Consider the following 20,690-nt stretch of genomic DNA (forward strand, 5'->3'; position numbering starts at 1 on the left):
CAGGGTCCCTTTAGGGGTCTCCTACATGAGTACGTGACAGACTCTTCACCGCTATGGACATATCCGGGACCCAGCTCAGAGCCGTGCGCGCGGCGCTGTTCACGGCCTTCGTCGTGACGCTCAGCACCGCGTCGCACGTGCTGCTGTCCCGGGCCCCGCTGCCGGTCACGTCGGTGGGCACGGTGGCCGCCGGGGTGTTCTGCACGGCGTACGCGCTGGCCGGTCGCGAGCGCGGCTTCGGCCGGATCGCCGCCCTGCTGATCCCGCTGGAGCTGGCCGCCGACACGGTCTTCACCACCGGCCAGCACGCCTGCTACGGCCGCGCGGGCGGCCCCGTCACCGGCCCGCTGCGCGCGGTCGGCTTCGACGTGCTGTGCCACGGCGCGGTGGGCACTCCGCTGGCACAGATGGCCGGCGGCTCCCGCGCCTCGGCGGTCCTCGCGCACGCCGACCCGGCGGCCGCCTGGCTGCTGCTCGCCGCGCACGTCTGCGTCGGCCTGCTGGCCGCCGCCTGGCTGCGCCGGGGCGAGCGCGCCCTGACCCAGTTGCTGCGCGCGGTCGCCGCCACCACCTTCCGGCCGCTGCTCCTCGCGGTCGCCGCGGGCACGGTCCGGCCGGCCACGGTACGGCCGCGGCCGCGCCCGGCGCCGCGCACGGCCGCCGCCCGCGAGCTGGTGCTCGTGCACTCCCTGGGACGGCGCGGGCCGCCGCGCTCCGGGGCGCCCGCACGGCCTCTCGCCTTCTCCTGAGCGCCCCTCCTCCCGAGAACGCCCCTCGTCCGAGCAGGACGAATCCCACACACGTATCCCGCGTACGACACGTGCGCGTCCCCAAGGGAGATCACCGACATGAGCAAGCGCAACAGCGCGGCCTCCAAGACCGCCGCCCGGGAGCGGCTGCGCGTCGAGCGCGAGAAGCAGGCCAAGCGCGCGAAGGCCAAGCGGCAGCTCATCGTGGCCGGCTCGATCGTGGCCGTGCTGGCCGCGGCGGGCGGCATAGGCTACGCCGTCGTCCAGAACAACAAGCCCGCCCACTGGGAGAGCGTCAAGAGCGAGAAGCTCGTCAAACCGGCGAACACCAGCGGCGAGAACGGCACGACGGTCGTCATCGGCAAGGCGAGCGCCAAGAAGACCCTCGCCATGTACGAGGACCCGCGCTGCCCCATCTGCGCCCAGTTCGAGCAGACGGTCGGATCGACCGTGGACAAGGAGGTCGCGGACGGCAAGTACAAGATCCAGTACGTGGGCGCGACCTTCCTCGACGACCGGCTCACCGGCGAGGGCTCGAAGAACGGGCTGAGCGCTCTCGGCGCGGCGCTGAACGTCAGTCCCGAGGCGTTCCTCGAGTACAAGACCGCGATGTACTCGAAGAAGTACCACCCCGAGGAGACCGACGACAAGTTCAAGGACGACGCCTACCTGATCAAGGTGGCGGACACGGTCCCGGCTCTGAAGGGCAACACGAAGTTCCGGACCGCCGTGAAGAACGGCACCTTCGACAAGTGGGCTCTCCTCATGAGCCAGAAGTTCGACACGGACAGCAAGAAGTACAACATCCAGGGAACGCCGTCCCTCGTGATGGACGGCAAGCTCGTCAACGGCCCCAACGGCAGCGCCCCGATGACCGTGGCCGACTACGAGACCGCGATGGCGGCGGCCCTCAAGGGCTGAGCAGCAAACGCAATACCCCGGACCGCACAAGCGGTCCGGGGTATTCCGTTTTTTCGGCTCCCGGCCGCGAATACCGGGGAACGAAATCAAGACAAGTAAAGGGACGCACATCCGCCATCATCGTCGAGGCAAAGAAAAGCCGTTTACATTCAACGTTTGATCAAGGTAGCGTTCACGCCGCACCCCGGACATGACACGTTGCGGAGGAAAGATGAGATTCAAGAAAGCCCTCGTGACCGCTGCCGCCACCACTGCCGTACTGGGCGGCATCACCGTGGGCGGGGCGGCCCCGGCCAGCGCGGACACGACGTACGGATGCGGGAGCACCGGCCCCAACAATTCCAATGGCGAGCTCAAAGTAGTGGTGGGGCACCTTCGGAACGGACCGTTCGAGTCGTGTACGCAGACCCAGTCGGTGGCCCCGGGTACGGCTTTTCACGCCTGGTGCGGGGTCTACAACACGTCCGGGAATTTCTGGGTGTACGGGCGCGTGGGCAGCGGCCAGACCAAGGGCTGGATCTACTCCGGGAACCTTTCCTTGTCCTCCGGGTCGGTGAACATCTGCTGACCCCGTTCGCCGTGACGGGCGAGGTCGGCGCCTGACGTGCAGCCGAACATCGGGCGAACCTCTTTCCGGTTCGCCTGATCCCGGCGCTACTCGTCAGTAATCTGATCGCCCGTGACCAGTAGACACAGAGCATCCACGAGCGCCGGCACCCCGTCCGAGCGCCCCGGCGTCCTCGCCCCCCGCCGCCGTACGGTCGTCAAGGCCGCGGCGGCGACCGCTGTTCTGGCCGCCCCGTTCGCCGCCGCGCTGCCGGCCCGGGCCGCCTCGGACGCCCCCGCCTTCCTGCACGGCACCGCCTCCGGCGACCCGCTGCCCGACGGCATCCTGCTGTGGACCCGGGTGACCCCGACCGCCGACGCCCTGCCCGGCTCCGGGGTCGGCCCGGACACCGAGGTCAGCTGGGTCGTCGCCACCGACAGGGCGCTGACGAACGTCGTCTCCCGGGGCTCCGTCACCGCGACCGCGGCCTCCGACCACACGGTCAAGGCCGACATCCGCGGACTGACGCCGGCCACCGACTACTTCTTCCGCTTCTCGGCCGGTGGCACGGACTCGCCGGTCGCCCGCACCCGCACCGCGCCGGCGGCCGACGCCGCCGTCCCCGGCCTGCGGTTCGGCGTGGTCTCGTGCGCCAACTGGGAGGCCGGCTACTTCGCCGCCTACCGCCACCTGGCCGCCCGGGGCGACCTGGACGCCTGGCTGCACCTGGGCGACTACATCTACGAGTACGGCACCGGCGAATACGGCACCCGCGGCACCGTGGTGCGGCAGCACGCGCCCACCCACGAGATCATCACGCTCGCCGACTACCGCATACGGCACGGCATGTACAAGACCGACCCCGACCTGCAGGCCCTGCACGCCAAGGCGCCGGTGATCGCGATCTGGGACGACCACGAGTTCGCCAACGACTCCTGGTCCGGCGGTGCCCAGAACCACACCGAGGGCGCAGAGGGCACCTGGACGGCCCGGCAGGCCGCCGCCAAGCAGGCCTACTTCGAGTGGATGCCGGTCCGCCCGGCCATCGCAGGCACCACCTACCGCCGGCTGCGCTTCGGCAAGCTCGCCGACCTCTCCCTGCTCGACCTGCGCTCCTTCCGCTCCCAGCAGGTGTCCACGGGCAGCGGCTCGGTCGACGACCCGGACCGCACGATCACCGGCCGTGCCCAGCTCGACTGGCTGAAGGCCGGGCTGCAGGCCTCCGACACCACCTGGCGGCTGGTCGGCAACTCGGTGATGATCTCGCCGTTCGCCATCGGCTCGCTCTCCGCCGACCTGCTGAAGCCGCTCGCCAAGCTGCTGGGCCTGCCCCAGGACGGCCTCGCCCTCAACACCGACCAGTGGGACGGCTACACCGACGACCGCCGCGAGCTGCTGGCCCACCTGCGTTCCCACGCGATCGGCAACACGGTGTTCCTCACCGGCGACATCCACATGGCGTGGGCCAACGACGTGCCCGTCGACGCCGGGACCTACCCGCTGTCCGCCTCGGCCGCCACCGAGTTCGTGGTCACCTCGGTGACCTCCGACAACCTGGACGACATCCTCAAGGTCTCCCCCGGCGTCGTCTCCACCGTCGCCGCCCCGGTCATCCAGCTGGCCAACCGCCACGTGCACTGGGTCGACACCGACCGGCACGGCTACGGCGTCCTGGACATCACCGCCGACCGGGCGCAGATGGACTACTACGTCCTCTCCGACAAGACGAAGGCCGACGCCACCGCGTCCTGGGAGCGGTCGTACCGCACCCGCAGCGGCACCCAGAAGGTCGAGCGCACCTACGACCCGGTGTAACCGTCGGCTACAGCGTGTCGAGGAAGCCGAGGGCCACCCGCCAGGTGGCCTCGGCGGCCTCCTCGTCGTAGTCCGGCAGGCCGGGGTCGGTGTAGAGGTGCCCGGCGCCCGGGTACCGGTAGACCTCCACGTCGGCGCCCGCCCGGCCCATCTGCAGGTACCAGGCGCTCAGCCAGTCGTCGGTCTCGAAGGCGTCCGGCTCGGCCACGTGCAGCTGCACCGGCAGCTCGTCCACCGCGGCGTTCGGCGCGATGTCCGAGGTGCCGTGCAGGAGCAGCAGCCCCCGCGCCCGCTCGTCGCCCAGCCCCAGCGTCTGCGCGATCGACGCACCCAGCGAGAACCCCGCGTACACCAGCCCGCGCTCCGAGTACGGCGCCGCCGCCAGCACGGCCCGCTTCAGCAGCTCGTCCTTGCCGATCGACTCGTTGAACTCCATGCCGTCCTCGACCGTGTCGAAGGTGCGCCCCTCGAAGAGGTCGGGCGTCCACACCTCGTGCCCGGCGGCACGCAGCCGGTCCGCCGCCTCGCGCACGGCGGGCCTGAGGCCATAGGTCGAGTGAAAGAGCATGATGTTCATGCGCCCATGGTGCCAGCCGACGCGGGCAGCCCCGACCCGGTCCCACCGCGGCACCGGCCGGGCAGTGACGTCCTTCTCACCGTCCCGCATGTTCAGGACCCCGAGGATCCGGTTACGTTCGAAGCCATGGAGATGGAGAACGTACTCCGCCCGCTGATCGTGGTCGGCGGCGCCGTCGTCCTCACCCTGCTGATCGGCTGGGCGACCGACCTACTGCTGCGCAAGGCCGATGCACGGCACAGCGAGACGCCCCTGTGGGGGCTGCTGCGCCGCGGCCGTGTCCCCTACCAGCTGGTGCTGTGCTCGGCCATGCTCAGAGGCTCCTACGACCAGGCCGAGGTCCTCCTGGGTCACCGGGTGGCCGTGGGCCAGATGCTGTCGCTGGTGCTGATCGGGTCGACCGCCTGGCTGGTGGTGCGCATCGCGTCGGCGATCGTGCAGACCTCGTACTCGCGGTACGCCCGCGTCCACCACGACGCCGCCCGGGTCCGCCGGGTGCGCACCCAGGTCTCGCTGATCATGCGCGTGGTCACGGCGATCGTCGGTGTGGTGGCCGTGGCGGCGATGCTGCTGACCTTCCCCGCGATGCGTGCGGCCGGCGCCTCGCTGCTGGCCTCCGCGGGCATCGTCGGCATCGTCGCCGGTGTGGCCGCGCAGTCCACGCTGAGCAACATGTTCGCGGGGCTGCAGATCGCCTTCGGCGACATGGTGCGCCTGGGCGACACGGTCGTGGTCGACGGCGAGTGGGGCACGGTCGAGGAGATCACCCTGACCTTCCTGACGGTACGGACCTGGGACGAGCGCCGGATCACGATGCCGGTGTCGTACTTCACCTCCAAACCCTTCGAGAACTGGTCGCGGGGCACCCCGGAGATGACCGGGATCGTCTACTGGCACCTGGACCACTCGGCGCCGATCGAGGCGATGCGGGAGCGGCTGCGCGACATCCTGCGCGAGTGCCCGGCCTGGGACGGGCGGGCCTACGGCCTGGTGGTCACCGACTCCACGCCGAACACCATCCAGGTGCGAGCCCTCGTGACCGCCAAGGACTCGGACGACGTCTGGACGGCCCGGGTCACGGTCCGCGAGCAGATGATCACCTGGCTGGCCGCCGAGCACCCGTACGCGCTGCCCCGGGTGAACACGGCCGACGCGGTCCTTCCGCAGGGCGGGATCATCCCCTCCCAGGACGGCGTGGGCCAGGGCCACCGGCTGCACGGACCGCCGCGCACCGGCCACTGACCGCGCCCGCTCACGTGCCCCGGTCAGTGGCCGCGTTCGGCGCCTCCGTTGACCTGGACGATCTGGGAGGTGATGTGCCCGGCGGCCGGCGACGCCAGCCAGTGCAGGGTGGCGGCGACGTCACCCGGCGTCCCGGCCCGCCCCGTGGAGGTCTCGGCGACGAGCGTCGCCCGCCGGGCCTCCTCGATCGGGCCGCCGAAGAAGTCGGTGTCGTCGATGTATCCGGGCGCGACCACGTTCACGGTGACGCCGCGCGGTCCCAGCTCTCTGGCCAGGTCGTGGGCGTAGGGGTGCAGGGCTGCCTTGGCGGCGGCGTAGGAGCCGGTGCCCGAGCCCCGGAACGCCGCGATGGAGCTGAGGAACAGCACCCGCCCGCCGGGGTCGGCCAGCCGGTCCTTCAGGGCCTCGGTGAGCAGTACCGCGGTCAGCGTGTTCTGCCGGAAGTTGCCGCTCCACACGCGGGCGGCGACGTCGAGCGGATCACCGGACCCGGCGTCGGGTGCGAACGCCGCGTTCCCCCCGGCGCTGTGGACGAGCACGTCCACGGTCCCGAACTCCTCCGCGACGAATCTCGCCACGTCCCGCACGTCGGCCGTCTCGGTCAGGTCGGCGGCCCGCACGACGGCGCCCGGCACCCCCGCCTTCTCCAGCACCTCTCGGCGCCGCCCGAGCAGCAGCACCCGGTCCCCGTCGGCCGCGAACGCCCAGGCGGTCGCCAGTCCGATCCCTGTTCCTCCACCACTGATCACAATGTTCCGAGCCATGATCCGAGACTACGAGCGGGACGCCGCCGCTGCCTTCGGATGTCCACAACCGCCGTAAGTTCGTATGACTGCCGCCACACGCACCCCCCACCCGCAGACCTGCGGGACCGGGGGCGTGGGCGGGAACTCACCGAAGGCTGCGGACGTCCAGATGGCGCAGCACCCGGTCCACGATCTCCGGGTCCGCCCCCGGCTCGCTGCGGGCCGCCAGCACCTCGTGCCGCGCCGCGCTGAGCATCTCCGACTGGATCCGCCGGACCCTCTTCAGCCGCCGGACCCGTTTGTCGTGGCCCTCGCGCCGTTCGTCCTCCGCCACGTCGGGACTGATCCGGAACCCGATCTCGAAGGCGCGCCGCAGCATCTGCTCGGACAGTTCCTCGGGCAGCTCCTCGACCTGCTCGATCTCCCGCAGCCGGCGCCGGGCCGCCTTCGCCGCGCGCAGCGCCAGGTCCTTCTCGATCTCCTTCTCGTGCTCGGTGTCGGCCCGTACCCCCAGCCGCCGCACCAGCCACGGCAGCGTCAGCCCCTGGAGCACCAGCGTGGCCATGATCACGCCGAAGGCGATGAAGACGATCACGTCACGGTCCGGAAAGGGCGACCCGTCGTCGGTCTTCAGCGGAATGGCCAGCGCCAGCGCCACCGACGCCACCCCGCGCATTCCGGACCACCACATCACGACCGTCTCCCGCCAGCTGGTCGGGATCTCCTCGTCGTAGTCCCGGCGGGCGTGCAGCCGCTTGGTCAGCCAGGTCGCAGGCAGCAGCCACAGCAGCCGTACGACGACGACCACGCCCACCACCGCGGCCGCCCAGCCGAGCAGCTCGCCCCAGCGGCCGGACGCCGTGCGGATCGCGTTGTGCAGCTCCAGGCCGATCAGGCCGAACGCGACACCGGTGACGAGCGTGTCGACGATGTCCCAGAAGGTGTAGCCGGCGAGCCGGGTCATCACGTCGTCGGCGTCGGTTGCGTACTCGGCGATGAACAGCGCGGTGGTGAGCACCGCGAGCACCCCGGAGCCGTGCAGTTCCTCGGCGGCGACGTAGGAGACGTACGGGACGAGCAGGGTGAGGCCGATCTGGAGCGTCGGGTCGCCGAGCACGTCCATCAGCTTGTTCGCGCCCCAACCGAGCGCCAGCCCCACGGCGACCGCGACCACCGCGGAGAGCAGGAAGTCCAGCCCGGCCCGCCACGGCGAGAAGGTACCGCTGATCACCGCGGCGATCGCCACGTGGTACAGCACGATGGCCGTGACGTCGTTGAAGAGGCCTTCGCCCTCCAGGATCGACACCAGCCGCCGCGGCAGCCCGAGCTGTCCGGCCACGGCGGTCGCGGCGACCGGGTCGGGCGGGGCGACCAGGGCGCCCAGCGCGACCGCGGCGGCGATCGGCAGGCCGGGCACGATGGCGCTCGCGACGGCCGCCACGCACAGCGTGGTGACGAACACCAGGGCCACGGCGAGCAGGAAGATCGGCCGTTTGTTGGCCGTGAACTGCCGCCACGAGGTGCGCCGTACCGCCGCGTAGAGCAGCGGTGGCAGCAGGCCGGGCAGGATCAGCTCGGGCGGGATGTTCACGTTCGGCACGAAGTCGGCGACCGCGAGGACGATCCCGAACAGCGTCATCAGCACGGGCGCCGGCAGGCCGAGCCGGTCCCCGACCGGGACGCTCACCAGGGCCCCGAGCAACAGCACGAACAACAGGGCCAGCTGATCCACGGCTTGCGCTCCGGGAGTCGACGATCACACAGCAGGTCTCAAGCGTGCCACGTCACCCCGGGAACCCCGTCTACAGCACGCGGCGCATCCCCTGGTGCGGGATGCCCGCCTCCGCGTACCGCGGGCCGTACGGCTCGTATCCCAGCCGTTCGTAGAAGCCCAGCGCGTGCGTCTGCGCGTGCAGGTCGACCACGGTCAGGCCACGCGCGCGTGCGGCCTCTTCGATGGCCCGGACCAGGGCCACCCCGATGCCGAGGCCGCGGGCCTCCTCGGCCACCGCGAGCCGGCCCAGGGAGCCCAGGGACGGGTCGCCGCCGGTCTTCGCCGCGGCCGCCGCGCCGTACAGCAGCCGGCCGGTGCCGAGCGCGACGCCGTCCGCGCGGACGGCCAGCACGTGCAGGGCCGTGGCGTCGTACTCGTCGTACTCCAGGTCCTCGGGGACGCCCTGTTCGACGACGAAGACCTGCTTGCGCAGGCGGAAACAGGCCTCCAGGTCGGCGGGGTCCTCCGCGACGCGCACCTCGTACGCGCGCGTGCTCATCCGTACGTCTCCTCGCGGACCTGGTCCAGCGCCTTCTGCAGGTCGGCCGGGTAGTCGCTCTCGAACTCGACCCACTCGCCGTCCCCGGGGTGCTCGAAGCCGAGCCGGACCGCGTGCAGCCACTGGCGGGTCAGGTGCAGCCGCTTGGCGAGGGTCGGGTCGGCGCCGTAGGTGAGGTCACCGACGCAGGGGTGGCGGTGGGCCGACATGTGGACGCGGATCTGGTGGGTGCGGCCGGTCTCCAGCTTCACGTCCAGCAGGGAGGCCGCGCGGAACGCCTCGATGAGGTCGTAGTGGGTCACGGAGGGCTTGCCGTCGGCCGTGACCGCCCACTTGTAGTCGTGCTGGGGGTGGCGGCCGATGGGGGCGTCGATGGTGCCGCTGGTCGGGTCCGGGTGACCCTGGACGAGCGTGTGGTAGCGCTTGTCGACCGTGCGCTCCTTGAACTGGCGCTTCAGCGACGTGTACGCGCGCTCCGACTTGGCGACCGCCATCAGGCCGGAGGTGCCCACGTCGAGGCGGTGCACGATGCCCTGGCGCTCGGCGGCGCCGGAGGTGGAGATGCGGTAGCCGGCCGCCGCGAGGCCGCCGATCACGGTGGGGCCCGTCCAGCCCGGCGAGGGGTGTGCGGCCACTCCGACCGGCTTGACGATCACGACCACGTCCTCGTCGTCGTGCACGATCTCCATGCCCTCGACGGGCTCCGCGACGATCTGCACGGGCGCGGGCGCCCCCGGCATCTCGACCTCCAGCCAGGCCCCGCCGCGCACCCGCTCGGACTTGCCGACCACCGAGCCGTCGACCTGGACCTTGCCCGCCGCGGCCAGCTCGGCCGCCTTGGTGCGGGAGAAGCCGAACATGCGGGAGATGGCGGCGTCGACGCGCTCGCCCTCCAGGCCGTCGGGCACGGGCAGGGTACGGATCTCGGGAAGGGTGCTCACCCGTCGAGTATGCCGGACCGCACGGACAGCCCCGTACGCACGTCCGTACGCCCCGCTCCGGCCCCGGTCAGTCCTTGTGGACGGTGCCGTCCGGGTCGAGGCCCCGGAAGGAGAGCAGCACGATCAGGACGCCGCCGCAGACGATCGCCGAGTCGGCCAGGTTGAACACCGCGAAGCCCTTCGGCGCGATGAAGTCCACGACCTGCCCCTCGAAGACCCCCGGCGAGCGGAAGACCCGGTCGGTGAGGTTGCCGAGCGCGCCGCCCAGCAGCAGGCCCAGGGCGATCGCCCAGGGGAAGCTGTAGAGCTTGCGCGCCAGGCGGAAGATGACGACGATCACGGCCGCCGCGATCAGCGTGAAGATGATCGTGAAGGCGCCGCCGAACCCGAAGGCCGCTCCCGGGTTGCGGATCGCGTGGAACTCCAGCCAGTCGCCGATCACCTCGATCGGCGCGTGGTGCTCCAGCTTGGCGACCACGATCATCTTGCTGACCAGGTCGAGGGTGTACGCGAAGGCGGCCACCGCGAACAGCACGGCGATGCGGCGCCCGCGCCCGGGTCGCCGTCCGGCCGTGGCCGGCTGCTGATCCGCACCGGCCGCGTCGGGCGTCGCCGTCCGCTCGCCGCCGTCGTCCGGGGTGTCCGGCGTACCGATGATGCGCTCCGCCTCTGCCACGTGAGTCCCTCAACCTAGGTGCCTGCCTCGGGACGAGACTACGGCACGCCCCACGCGACCCCGGTGCTCAGTAGCGGCGTTCCTGCTTCTGCTTGCACTCGACGCACAGGGTGGCCCTCGGGAAGGCCTGCATGCGGGCCTTGCCGATGGGGTTGCCGCAGTTCTCGCAGAGCCCGTAGGTACCGGCGTCCAGCTTCTGCAGGGCCCGTTCGGTCTGTTCGAGCATCTCGCGCGCGTTGGCGGCCAGCGCCAGTTCGTGCTCGCGCGTGATGTTCTTGGTGCCGGTGTCGGCCTCGTCGTCGCCCGCGCCGTCCCCGGAGTCCCGCATCAGGCCGGCCAGGGCGTTCTCGGAGGCCTCGATCTCGGTGCGCAGCCGCACCGCCTCGGTGGTCAGCTCCGTGCGCGCCTCGGCGACCTCCTCGGGCGTCCACGGGTCCTCGCCCGGACGCACCGCGAGCTCGTCCGGGGCCGCCGTGGCGACCCGGGCCTTGGGAACGGCGGTCTCCGCCGCCGCAGCGGCCGTGCCAGGGGTCTTCTTCGCAACCACCGTCGTGGCTCCCGTCTGCTTCGCGGTCCGCGCCGCGCCCGCCTTCTTGCCCGTGCTCTTCTTGGCCGTGCTCTTCGACGCCGCGGCCTTGGACGCGTCCTTGGCCGCCTTGTCCACGACGTGCTCCGCCGCCGCGCTCGCCGTCTTCCCCGTCGCCGCCTTCCCGGTCGCCGCATTCCCGGTCGTCGCCTTCCCGGTCGTCGTCTTCCCGGTCGTGGCCTTCTTCACCGGTGGCTTCTTCGCCGGTGCCTTCGGTGCGGCCGTCTTCTTGGCGGTGCGCTTCGCACCCGAGTCGGAGGCGGCCGCGCCCCTGGACCGGCCGGACGCCGACTGCTGTACGGCGGTCTTCTTCGCCACCATGGCCGCGGCCCCTTCACATATTGTGATCTTGCACGCGAATCGTGCTGGGACGATAAATCGACTCGAGTCCCGCGGCAACGGGGCACGCCGCCCGATCCGCCTGCCCCACACCCCCCTCGCAGCAGGTATGCATGCGTTGTGCCCAGCTCCCCGCGGGGTAATCCGCCGAGCCGGACATCCCAGGATGCGAGCGCGTGTACCTCGCCATTCGGGTCATCCCGGCCCCCTGACCGCCCCGCGCCGTCCGGGCCCGGGAGGGCTCCCGGAAATCGGGTCGGCCGCTGTCCGCGCGGCGCCGTACACTGGGCGGAGCGAGAAGCGTGGATGGGGACGAGTAGCGGCGTACGCAGCCCAGAGCGACCCGGGGACGGTGGAAGCCCGGGGGCGAGCGCGACGCGAAGATCACCCCGGAGCCGCCGGAAGAAAGCCGCAGCCGGCAAGCAGCGGCGAGTAGAACCGGTTTCGCGACCCCAATGAGGGGGCTCACCGGCGTGCACGGCGTCCGGCGGGCCAAGGAGGGTGGTACCGCGGGAGCGCGCCGCACACGGCGTACGGAAGACACGGCTCTCGTCCCTCCGACGGAAGGCAGCAAGTCCGTTGGAGGAAGCTCGCAGATGACAGCGCCGACGTACCGCCAGGTGCCCGCCCAGGTCGACCTGCCCGCCCTCGAGCACGCCGTGCTCGACTTCTGGCGTGAGCAGAAGATCTTCGCCAAGACCCTGGAGCAGTCCGAGGGCCGCCCCGAGTGGGTGTTCTACGAGGGCCCGCCCACCGCCAACGGCATGCCCGGCGCCCACCACATCGAGGCGCGCGTCTTCAAGGACGTCTTCCCCCGCTTCCGCACCATGCGTGGCTACCACGTGGCCCGCAAGGCCGGCTGGGACTGCCACGGCCTGCCCGTGGAGCTGGCGGTCGAGAAGGAGCTCGGCTTCAGCGGCAAGCAGGACATCGAGGCCTACGGCATCGCCGAGTTCAACGCCAAGTGCCGCGAGTCGGTGACCCGCCACACCGACGCCTTCGAGGCGCTGACGACCCGCATGGGGTACTGGACCGACCTCGACGACGCCTACCGGACGATGGACCCCGAGTACGTCGAGTCGGTCTGGTGGTCGCTGAAGACGATCTTCGACAAGGGTCTGCTGGTCCAGGACCACCGCGTCGCCCCGTGGTGCCCGCGCTGCGGCACCGGACTGTCCGACCACGAGCTGGCGCAGGGCTACGAGACGGTCGTCGACCCCTCCGTGTACGTCCGTTTCCCGCTCACCTCCGGTCCGCTCGCCGGCCAGGCCGCGCTCCTGGTGTGGACGACCACCCCGTGGACCCTGGTGTCCAACACGGCGGTCGCCGCGCACCCCGAGGTCACCTACGTCGTGGCCACCGACGGCACCGAGAAGCTCGTCGTGGCCGAGCCGCTCGTCGCCAAGGCGCTCGGCGAGGGCTGGGAGACCACGGGCCAGACCTTCACCGGCGCCGAAATGGAGCGCTGGACGTACCAACGTCCGTTCGAGCTCGTCGAGTTCCCGGCACCGGCGCACTACGTCGTGAACGCGGAATACGTCACCACCGAGGACGGTACGGGTCTGGTCCACCAGTCCCCCGCCTTCGGTGAGGACGACCTCAAGGTCTGCCGCGCCTACGGCCTGCCGGTGGTGAACCCGGTCCGTCCGGACGGCACCTTCGAGGAGGACGTCCCGCTGGTCGGCGGCGTCTTCTTCAAGAAGGCCGACGAGAAGCTCACCGAGGACCTGGCGCAGCGCGGCCTCCTCTTCAAGCACCTGCCGTACGAACACAGCTACCCGCACTGCTGGCGTTGTCACACCGCGCTGCTCTACTACGCGCAGCCGTCCTGGTACATCCGCACCACGGCCGTCAAGGACCGGCTGCTGCAGGAGAACGAGAACACCAACTGGTTCCCGGACACCGTCAAGCACGGCCGGTACGGCGACTGGCTGGACAACAACATCGACTGGGCGCTGTCCCGCAACCGCTACTGGGGCACCCCGCTGCCGATCTGGCGCTGCGAGGACGGCCACCTCACCTGTGTCGGCTCCCGCGCGGAGCTCACCGAGCTGACCGGCACCGACCAGTCGGAGCTGGACCCGCACCGCCCGTTCATCGACGACGTCACCTTCGCCTGCCCCCAGTGCGCGAAGACGGCCACGCGCGTGCCGGAGGTCATCGACGCCTGGTACGACTCGGGTTCGATGCCGTTCGCGCAGTGGGGCTACCCGCACAAGAACAAGGAGCTGTTCGAGAGCCGTTACCCGGCGCAGTTCATCTCCGAGGCCATCGACCAGACCCGCGGCTGGTTCTACACGCTGATGGCGGTCGGCACGCTGGTCTTCGACAAGTCCAGCTACGAGAACGTGGTCTGCCTCGGCCACATCCTCGCCGAGGACGGCCGCAAGATGTCCAAGCACCTGGGCAACACCCTGGAGCCGATCCCGCTGATGGACCGGCACGGGGCGGACGCGGTGCGGTGGTTCATGGCGGCCGGCGGCTCGCCGTGGGCGGCCCGCCGGGTGGGCCACGGCACCATCCAGGAGGTCGTCCGCAAGACCCTGCTGACGTACTGGAACACGGTCGCCTTCCAGGCGCTGTACGCCCGCACGTCGAACTGGGCGCCGTCCGCGGCGGACCCGGCCCCGGCCGACCGCCCGCTCCTGGACCGCTGGCTGCTGTCCGAACTGCACGCCCTGACCGACCAGGTGACGCAGGCGCTGGAGGCGTACGACACCCAGCGGGCCGGCAAGCTGCTGTCCGCGTTCGTCGACGACCTGTCGAACTGGTACGTCCGCCGGTCGCGCCGCCGCTTCTGGCAGGGCGACAAGGCCGCGCTGCGCACACTGCACGAGGTCGTGGAGACCGTCACCAAGCTGATGGCCCCGCTGACCCCGTTCATCACCGAGCGGGTGTGGCAGGACCTGGTGGTGCCGGTCACCCCGGGCGCGCCGGAGTCGGTGCACCTGGCGTCCTGGCCGGAGGCGGACCTGTCCGCGATCGACCCGGAGCTGTCGAAGCAGATGGTTCTGGTACGACGGCTCGTGGAGCTCGGCCGGGCCACGCGCGCGGAGTCGGGCGTGAAGACCCGGCAGCCGCTGTCCCGGGCGCTGGTCGCGGCGGTCGGCTTCGACGCGCTCGACAAGGAACTGCACGCGCAGATCACCGACGAGCTGAACGTGTCGTCGCTGGCGTCGCTGTCCGATGTGGGCGGCTCGCTGGTGGACACCACGGCCAAGGCCAACTTCCGGGCGCTGGGCAAGCGGTTCGGCAAGCGGGTTCAGGAGGTCGCCAAGGCGGTCGCCGCGGCGGACGCGGCCGCGCTGTCGCTGGCGCTGCGCGAGGGCACGGCGTCGGTGGAGGTCGAGGGCGAGACCGTGACGCTCGCCCCGGACGAGGTTATCATCACGGAGACGCCGCGTGAGGGCTGGTCGGTGGCGTCGGACTCCGGTGCGACCGTCGCGCTCGACCTGGAGATCACGGAGGAGCTGCGGCAGGCGGGCCTCGCGAGGGACGCGATCCGGCTGATCCAGGAGGCGCGCAAGAACAGCGGGCTGGACGTGGCCGACCGGATCGCGCTCAGGTGGGTGTCGACCGATCCGGCGGTGATCGCGGCGCTGGCGGAACACGCTCCGCTGATCGCCGACGAGGTGCTGGCGACGGACTTCGCGCAGGGCGAGGGGGACGAGGGGTACGGTGCCCCCTTCACCGACGAAGGGCTGTCACTGACGTTCCGTCTGCGCAAGGCGTAGGCGGCGCCGGCCTGACCAGAACGGCCCGGTCTCCACGGAGGCCGGGCCCTTCTCGTACGTGCGGGCCGGAGCCCTGAGCGTGCGCGGTTCCCCGCGCCCCTTCAATCCGTGCGCCCACGCGGCGGAGCCGCCTGTCGGTACAGCCCCGCGCCCCTTCAGACACCCGACCGCGGCGGGGTGGGACGCAACCCGCGTAAAAAGGGCGGGGCCCCGGATCGGAATCCGGGGCCCCGCCCTGTGAACGCTGCCGACGCCTACGGCGTTACGCCGCCGTCAGTTGTCGTCCTCGTCGATGAGGAAGCCGCGCATCGGGGACGGCGCCTGGCCCATCGGGGAGGGGCCCTGCGGGCGTACCGGTGCCATCGGCTGGGTCATCGCCGGCGTCATCTGCTGCTGGCCGCCGTAGGACGGGGCAGCGGGGGACGGGGCGCCGCCCATCGACGGGTTGCCGCCGTAGGACGGGGCGCTCGCGCCGGCCGGGGCCATGGAGGGCGCCGGGGACGGCGGGAGGGAGGCCGTGGCCGGGGTGCGCGGCGGCGCCAGGCTGTCGTCGGCCTGGGTCTCCAGCTGACGCAGCTGCGACTCCAGGTACGACTTCAGACGCGTGCGGTACTCGCGCTCGAAGCCGCGCAGGTCCTCGACCTTGCGCTCCAGCGTGGCGCGCGCGGACTCCAGGGAGCCCATGGCGACACGGTGCTTCTCCTGCGCGTCCCGCTCCAGCGCGTCGGCCTTGGCACGGGCGTCACGCTCCAGACCCTCGGCGCGGCTGCGGGCCTCGCCGACGATCTTGTTGGCCTCGGAACGGGCCTCGGCGATCGCCTGGTCGGCGGTCTGCTGGGCCAGCGAGAGGACTCGGGCGGCGCTGTCGCCACCGGGGCCCTGACCGGGACCGCCCATGGGACCACCCATGGGGCCGCCCATCGGACCACCCATCTGCTGCTGCATGGGGGGCTGACCGCCCATCGGACCCGGGCCCATGCCCTGACCCATCGGACCCTGACCCATGCCCTGGCCCATCGGGCCCTGACCCATGCCGCCCTGGCCCATGCCCGGACCCTGGCCCATCGGACCCTGGCCCATGGGGCCCTGGCCCATCGGGCCGGGACCCTGCGGACCGCCCTGGCCACTGGGACCGGCCGGCAGCTGCGGGGCACCGCTCGGCAGCTGCGGGGGGCCGCCCATGGGGCCACCCATCTGCTGCTGCGGCGGACCCGATATTCCGGCGGGTACCGGAGCGCCGGGACCTCGCATGCCCTGCTGCGGCATGCCGCCCTGCTGGGGCATCCCGCCCTGCTGCGGCATTCCACCCTGCTGGGGCATGCCGCCCTGCTGGTCCTGCGGCTCCGGGGGCTTGCGCATGTTCTGCTGGTTCTGGGCGGCGGCACGGGTGGCCGCGGCCAGTTTGGCGCGCAGGTCCTCGTTCTCGCGGAGCAGACGGGTCAGCTCGGCTTCGACCTCGTCGAGGAAGGCATCGACCTCGTCCTCGTCATAGCCTTCTCGGAGGCGGACGGTCGTGAACTGCTTGTTCCGCACGTCCTCGGGGGTCAACGGCATCTCTTCACCTCAACGTAGTCGTCGGCGTTCGGCAAGACGGTAAGTCACATCGCTCATCACAGCGGACCAACGATCGCGATCAGGATGTAGACGATGATCATCAGTACGAAGAAGGACAGGTCGAGCGCCACGCCCCCGAGACGCAGCGGCGGGATGAACCGCCGCAGAAGCTTGAGCGGTGGATCGGTGACAGTGTAGGTGGCCTCAAGTACGACCACCATCGCCTTGCCGGGTTGCCATGAGCGGGCGAACTGGAACACGTAGTCCATGACCAACCGGAAGATGAGCACGATGAGGAAGCACATCAGCGCGATGTAGATCACATCCAGGAACACGCTCATGATCCGTGCTTCCCTCTCCCCTGTTCCGTGCCTCGTACCGGTGTTGCGTCTCAGCTCTGGTTGAAGAACCCGCCCTCTGCGATGCGGGCCTTGTCCTCCGCCGTGACATCGACGTTAGCAGGCGACAACAGGAACACCTTCTGCGTCACCCGCTCGATGCTGCCGTGAAGACCAAACACCAAACCGGCCGCAAAGTCGACAAGTCGCTTCGCGTCTGTGTCGTCCATCTCAGTCAGATTCATGATCACCGGGGTGCCCTCACGGAAGTGTTCCCCGATGGTACGGGCCTCGTTGTAGGTCCGGGGGTGAAGCGTGGTGATCCGGTAAGGCTCTCGTTCCGACACGACCTTGGGCATGATCACCGGTGCGTTCTTCTCCAGACTCGCGCGTTCTTGTGTGATGGACACCACGGGCCCGATGCGCGCCGGGCGGCCCGAATCCGCGGACAGGGAAGCGGAATGCGACACCGGTTCGCGCGGTGGCGACGGCTGCACCACTCGTACCGAATCGTCCCTTTGGGGCTGATGTGCACTGTGGGACTGGTGCGACGGCTCGTGCCGCCGATGGTCCCGCTCGGGCTCCGGGTCCAGTTCGGGCTCGAAGTCGTCGTCAGGGTCGAATCCGCGGCCGTCGTAACCATCGTCCTCCACGAGGCCGAGGTAGACCGCCATCTTGCGCATCGCGCCGGCCATGCTCTGAGTCCTCCGCTCTGTGGTGGATCGGTGACGACTGCCAAGTCCCGCGATCCACGAGGCCGTTGCGCCCACTTTGGGCGACATTGACCATATTTTCTGCTGTGGTCCGACTTCCTGGCGACGTTACCCGAGCCTGAGGCGGACTCCGAGTACCGCGGTGCCGACGCGTACATGTGTCGCTCCGGCCGCCACGGCGTCCTCAAGGTCCGCACTCATCCCTGCGGACACCATGTTCGCAGCCGGATGGGCCCGGCGCAGGTCAGTCGACAAATCCATCAACCGCTCGAACGCCGCCCGTTGTCGCCCCGCGTACTCCCCGGTCAGCGGCGCGACGGTCATCAGCCCGGCGAGCCGCAGTCCCGGCGAGGCGGCGACCAGGTCGGCCAACTCTTCGATTCCGCCCGGCGCCACGCCACCGCGCTCCCCCCTGCCGCTCGCACCCGCGTCGAGCGCGACCTGGAGCAGGCACCCCACCTCGCGCCCGGCCCGCACCGCCTCCTTGGACAGCGCGTCCACGAGCCTGGCACGATCCACGGACTGCACGAGATCCGCGTAACCCACCACGGATCGCACCTTGTTGGTCTGGAGTTGACCGACGAAGTGCCACTTCAGGGGCAGATCCGCGCACTGGGCGGCCTTGGGGGCCGCGTCCTGGTCGCGGTTCTCGGCGACGTGGCGCACCCCGAGCTCCGACAGGATCCGCACATCGCTCGCGGGGTAGGTCTTGGTGACCACGATCAGGGTCACCTCCTCCCGCTTGCGCCCGGCCGCCGCACAGGCGGCGGCGATGCGCTCCTCCACTTTCGCCAGGTTTCCGGCGAGTTCACGCCTACGGTCCGTCATGCCCCATCAGTCCAGCCACACATAGCCCGCGAGCCGCCCGGTGGTGCGGTCGCGGCGGTACGAGAAGTGATCCACCGACTCCAGCGTGCACACCGGCGACTGCACTCGGTCGCGCACCCCGGCGCGCGCCAGCTGTGCGTGCACACCGGCGCTCACGTCGACCGCGGGAGTGCCCCAACTGGTCTCGGCGTGCGCCGCCGGCTCGACGGCGGCCACCTCGGCGCGCATGGTCTCCGGTACCTCGTAGCACCGGCCGCAGACGGCCGGGCCGGTGCGGGCGACGATGCGGGCAGGGTCGGCGCCGAGTTCGGCCATCGCGCGGACGGCGGCGGGCACGACCCCGGCGACCATCCCGGGCCGGCCCGCGTGGGCGGCGGCCGCGATCCCCGCCACCGGGTCGGCGAGCAGCACCGGCGTGCAGTCGGCGGTGAGGACGGCGAGGGCGAGCCCCCGGCGCGCGGTGACGATCGCGTCGACCTCGGGCACCGGCCGGTCTCCCCACGGCTCGTCCACGACGGCCACGTCGTTCCCGTGGACCTGGTTCATCCAGACCACCTGGCCGGGGTCCAGGCCGAGCGACTTGGCGGCGGTCTCCCGGTTGGTCCGTACCGCCTCCGGGTCGTCGCCGACCGCCCCGCCCAGGTTGAGCTCCTCGTACGGAGCGGCGCTCACCCCGCCCCACCTGTCGGTGAAGGCGAAGTGCGCGCCGCTCACGGTCTCACGCTGTCCTGTCACGTCGTAAGGATCACTTGAGGAAGTCCGGTACGTCCAGTTCCTCGGCCGCGCTGTCCGTGTAGGAGCGCGACGGCGGGACCGGCGGGGCGACCGGGATCTCGGCCACCGGCTCGGGCGCCGGCTCCGGCTCCTCCTTGGGGGTCACGCTGCCGAGCGAGCCGAAGGAGGGGCGCTCGGGCTCCCGGCGGGCCGGCGCGGGCTCCTCGCGGCGGGCGGAGGCCGAGGACGAGCCGAGGACGTTGTCCCGGCGGGCCGGTGGCTGGCCGCCGTCGAAGCCGGCCGCGATCACGGTGACGCGGACCTCGTCGCCGAGGGCGTCGTCGATGACCGCGCCGAAGATGATGTTGGCCTCGGGGTGCGCGGCCTCGCTGACCAGCTGGGCGGCCTCGTTGATCTCGAACAGGCCGAGGTCGGAGCCGCCGGAGATGGAGAGCAGCACGCCCCGGGCGCCGTCGATGGAGGCTTCCAGGAGCGGCGAGGAGATCGCCATCTCGGCGGCGGCCACCGCGCGGTCGTCGCCGCGGGCGGAGCCGATGCCCATGAGGGCCGAACCGGCCTCGGACATGACCGACTTGACGTCGGCGAAGTCGAGGTTGATCAGGCCGGGGGTGGTGATGAGGTCGGTGATGCCCTGGACACCGGAGAGCAGGACCTGGTCGGCCGACTTGAAGGCGTCGAGCACCGAGACCTGGCGGTCCGAGATGGACAGCAGCCGGTCGTTCGGGATGACGATGAGGGTGTCGACCTCTTCGCGGAGTTCGGCGATGCCGTCCTCGGCCTGGTTGGCGCGGCGCCGGCCCTCGAAGGTGAACGGGCGGGTGACCACGCCGATGGTGAGGGCGCCGAGCGAACGCGCGATGTTGGCCACGACGGGCGCGCCGCCGGTGCCGGTGCCGCCGCCTTCACCGGCCGTCACGAAGACCATGTCGGCCCCCTTGAGGACCTCCTCGATCTCCTCGCGGTGGTCCTCCGCCGCCTTGCGCCCGACGGCCGGGTTGGCGCCGGCGCCGAGTCCGCGGGTGAGTTCACGGCCGACGTCGAGCTTGACGTCGGCGTCGCTCATCAACAGCGCCTGTGCGTCGGTGTTGATGGCGATGAACTCGACGCCCTTGAGGCCGACCTCGATCATCCGGTTGATGGCATTGACACCACCGCCGCCGACACCGATGACCTTGATGACTGCGAGGTAGTTCTGCGGTGCTGCCACGTCGAAGGCCTCTCGCCTCGAATTAACGTTGCCGTCTCCGTGCGGTCTCCCGCGCGGGACGGCGGATGCCGAATGGGACGGTCCGTAGCGCCGACCCGAACCCTAACCCTGAAGTTTAGGGTTACCAGTGTGTCTGTTCCCTGGAGTCTTCTGAACAGGACACTAAGTC

General features: G+C 70.9%; 19 protein-coding genes. 6 read left to right on the forward strand and 13 right to left on the reverse strand.

Going from position 1 to position 20,690, the window contains the following annotated elements:
- Positions 1-53: 53 nt before the first annotated feature.
- The 4 genes from ACZ3KP_RS26965 to ACZ3KP_RS26980 all read left to right on the forward strand — a co-directional run bounded on the left by ACZ3KP_RS26965 (position 54) and on the right by ACZ3KP_RS26980 (position 4,032).
- Complete coding sequence (locus ACZ3KP_RS26965) at positions 54-749, forward strand: hypothetical protein (protein ID WP_467502307.1); 696 nt, start codon at positions 54-56, stop codon at positions 747-749.
- 99 nt (positions 750-848) lie between these two features.
- Entirely contained in the window at positions 849-1,670 is an 822-nt protein-coding gene (locus ACZ3KP_RS26970; RefSeq protein ID WP_467502309.1) for a thioredoxin domain-containing protein, read from the forward strand.
- Between the two features lie 232 nt (positions 1,671-1,902).
- Positions 1,903-2,238 carry a hypothetical protein gene (locus tag ACZ3KP_RS26975; RefSeq protein WP_358975724.1) on the forward strand — a complete coding sequence of 112 codons (336 nt, stop codon included), beginning with the start codon at positions 1,903-1,905 and terminating at the stop codon, positions 2,236-2,238.
- A gap of 111 nt (positions 2,239-2,349) precedes the next feature.
- On the forward strand, positions 2,350-4,032 hold the full coding sequence (locus tag ACZ3KP_RS26980) for an alkaline phosphatase D family protein (protein ID WP_467502311.1): 1,683 nt from the start codon (positions 2,350-2,352) through the stop codon (positions 4,030-4,032).
- A 7-nt stretch (positions 4,033-4,039) separates the two neighbouring features.
- On the opposite strand, the gene ACZ3KP_RS26985 is transcribed toward ACZ3KP_RS26980, so the two are convergent.
- On the reverse strand, positions 4,040-4,609 hold the full coding sequence (locus tag ACZ3KP_RS26985; protein WP_467502313.1) for a dienelactone hydrolase family protein: 570 nt from the start codon (positions 4,607-4,609) through the stop codon (positions 4,040-4,042).
- Between the two features lie 132 nt (positions 4,610-4,741).
- Here ACZ3KP_RS26985 and ACZ3KP_RS26990 point away from each other — a divergent pair, with 132 nt between their 5' ends.
- Positions 4,742-5,851: a mechanosensitive ion channel family protein gene (locus tag ACZ3KP_RS26990; RefSeq protein WP_467502427.1), complete on the forward strand. Its 1,110-nt coding sequence runs from the start codon at positions 4,742-4,744 to the stop codon at positions 5,849-5,851.
- 23 nt (positions 5,852-5,874) lie between these two features.
- On the opposite strand, the gene ACZ3KP_RS26995 is transcribed toward ACZ3KP_RS26990, so the two are convergent.
- From ACZ3KP_RS26995 to ACZ3KP_RS27020, 6 genes are all read right to left on the reverse strand, one after another.
- Entirely contained in the window at positions 5,875-6,615 is a 741-nt protein-coding gene (locus ACZ3KP_RS26995) for an SDR family NAD(P)-dependent oxidoreductase (protein WP_467502315.1), read from the reverse strand.
- Positions 6,616-6,742: 127 nt separating this feature from the next.
- Positions 6,743-8,329, reverse strand: coding sequence for a Na+/H+ antiporter (locus ACZ3KP_RS27000; protein WP_467502316.1), 1,587 nt, complete (start codon positions 8,327-8,329; stop codon positions 6,743-6,745).
- 70 nt (positions 8,330-8,399) lie between these two features.
- Positions 8,400-8,870, reverse strand: a complete 471-nt coding sequence (locus ACZ3KP_RS27005) for a GNAT family N-acetyltransferase (RefSeq protein WP_467502317.1) — start codon at positions 8,868-8,870, stop codon at positions 8,400-8,402.
- On the reverse strand, positions 8,867-9,811 hold the full coding sequence (locus tag ACZ3KP_RS27010; protein WP_132886256.1) for an RluA family pseudouridine synthase: 945 nt from the start codon (positions 9,809-9,811) through the stop codon (positions 8,867-8,869). Before ACZ3KP_RS27010 ends, ACZ3KP_RS27005 begins: the two co-directional genes overlap by 4 nt.
- A gap of 67 nt (positions 9,812-9,878) precedes the next feature.
- Entirely contained in the window at positions 9,879-10,487 is a 609-nt protein-coding gene (gene lspA, locus ACZ3KP_RS27015; RefSeq protein ID WP_467502318.1) for a signal peptidase II, read from the reverse strand.
- A 67-nt stretch (positions 10,488-10,554) separates the two neighbouring features.
- Positions 10,555-11,394 carry a TraR/DksA family transcriptional regulator gene (locus tag ACZ3KP_RS27020; protein WP_467502320.1) on the reverse strand — a complete coding sequence of 280 codons (840 nt, stop codon included), beginning with the start codon at positions 11,392-11,394 and terminating at the stop codon, positions 10,555-10,557.
- A 614-nt stretch (positions 11,395-12,008) separates the two neighbouring features.
- Between ACZ3KP_RS27020 and ileS the strand changes: the two genes are divergently transcribed.
- The gene (gene ileS, locus ACZ3KP_RS27025) at positions 12,009-15,146 is read left to right on the forward strand and encodes an isoleucine--tRNA ligase (RefSeq protein WP_358975746.1); all 3,138 of its coding nucleotides are present in this window, start codon (positions 12,009-12,011) and stop codon (positions 15,144-15,146) included.
- A gap of 273 nt (positions 15,147-15,419) precedes the next feature.
- On the opposite strand, the gene ACZ3KP_RS27030 is transcribed toward ileS, so the two are convergent.
- The 6 genes from ACZ3KP_RS27030 to ftsZ form a co-directional block, all read right to left on the reverse strand.
- A complete protein-coding gene (locus ACZ3KP_RS27030; RefSeq protein WP_467502323.1) occupies positions 15,420-16,700 on the reverse strand; it encodes a DivIVA domain-containing protein in 1,281 nt (426 codons plus the stop codon).
- Between the two features lie 56 nt (positions 16,701-16,756).
- Complete coding sequence (locus ACZ3KP_RS27035) at positions 16,757-17,041, reverse strand: YggT family protein (protein WP_467502325.1); 285 nt, start codon at positions 17,039-17,041, stop codon at positions 16,757-16,759.
- Between the two features lie 50 nt (positions 17,042-17,091).
- The gene (locus ACZ3KP_RS27040; protein WP_467502327.1) at positions 17,092-17,733 is read right to left on the reverse strand and encodes a cell division protein SepF; all 642 of its coding nucleotides are present in this window, start codon (positions 17,731-17,733) and stop codon (positions 17,092-17,094) included.
- Between the two features lie 126 nt (positions 17,734-17,859).
- The gene (locus tag ACZ3KP_RS27045) at positions 17,860-18,579 is read right to left on the reverse strand and encodes a YggS family pyridoxal phosphate-dependent enzyme (protein ID WP_467502329.1); all 720 of its coding nucleotides are present in this window, start codon (positions 18,577-18,579) and stop codon (positions 17,860-17,862) included.
- A 6-nt stretch (positions 18,580-18,585) separates the two neighbouring features.
- Complete coding sequence (pgeF, locus tag ACZ3KP_RS27050; RefSeq protein WP_358975753.1) at positions 18,586-19,314, reverse strand: peptidoglycan editing factor PgeF; 729 nt, start codon at positions 19,312-19,314, stop codon at positions 18,586-18,588.
- A 10-nt stretch (positions 19,315-19,324) separates the two neighbouring features.
- Positions 19,325-20,521: a cell division protein FtsZ gene (gene ftsZ / locus ACZ3KP_RS27055; protein WP_467502331.1), complete on the reverse strand. Its 1,197-nt coding sequence runs from the start codon at positions 20,519-20,521 to the stop codon at positions 19,325-19,327.
- Between the last annotated feature and the right edge of the window lie 169 nt (positions 20,522-20,690).

The organism is Streptomyces sp. NPDC020958, from assembly GCF_055562175.1.

What these genes read in the sequence shown, in the direction of transcription:
- ACZ3KP_RS26965 (WP_467502307.1), top strand. Translation starts at nt 54, where the DNA reads ATGGACATATCCGGGACCCAGCTCAGAGCCGTGCGCGCGGCGCTGTTC.
- ACZ3KP_RS26970 (WP_467502309.1), top strand. Translation starts at nt 849, where the DNA reads ATGAGCAAGCGCAACAGCGCGGCCTCCAAGACCGCCGCCCGGGAGCGG.
- ACZ3KP_RS26985 (WP_467502313.1), bottom strand. Translation starts at nt 4,609, where the DNA reads ATGAACATCATGCTCTTTCACTCGACCTATGGCCTCAGGCCCGCCGTG.
- ACZ3KP_RS26990 (WP_467502427.1), top strand. Translation starts at nt 4,742, where the DNA reads ATGGAGAACGTACTCCGCCCGCTGATCGTGGTCGGCGGCGCCGTCGTC.
- ACZ3KP_RS26995 (WP_467502315.1), bottom strand. Translation starts at nt 6,615, where the DNA reads ATGGCTCGGAACATTGTGATCAGTGGTGGAGGAACAGGGATCGGACTG.
- ACZ3KP_RS27005 (WP_467502317.1), bottom strand. Translation starts at nt 8,870, where the DNA reads ATGAGCACGCGCGCGTACGAGGTGCGCGTCGCGGAGGACCCCGCCGAC.
- ACZ3KP_RS27020 (WP_467502320.1), bottom strand. Translation starts at nt 11,394, where the DNA reads ATGGTGGCGAAGAAGACCGCCGTACAGCAGTCGGCGTCCGGCCGGTCC.
- ileS (WP_358975746.1), top strand. Translation starts at nt 12,009, where the DNA reads ATGACAGCGCCGACGTACCGCCAGGTGCCCGCCCAGGTCGACCTGCCC.
- ACZ3KP_RS27030 (WP_467502323.1), bottom strand. Translation starts at nt 16,700, where the DNA reads ATGCCGTTGACCCCCGAGGACGTGCGGAACAAGCAGTTCACGACCGTC.
- ACZ3KP_RS27035 (WP_467502325.1), bottom strand. Translation starts at nt 17,041, where the DNA reads ATGAGCGTGTTCCTGGATGTGATCTACATCGCGCTGATGTGCTTCCTC.
- ACZ3KP_RS27040 (WP_467502327.1), bottom strand. Translation starts at nt 17,733, where the DNA reads ATGGCCGGCGCGATGCGCAAGATGGCGGTCTACCTCGGCCTCGTGGAG.
- ACZ3KP_RS27045 (WP_467502329.1), bottom strand. Translation starts at nt 18,579, where the DNA reads ATGACGGACCGTAGGCGTGAACTCGCCGGAAACCTGGCGAAAGTGGAG.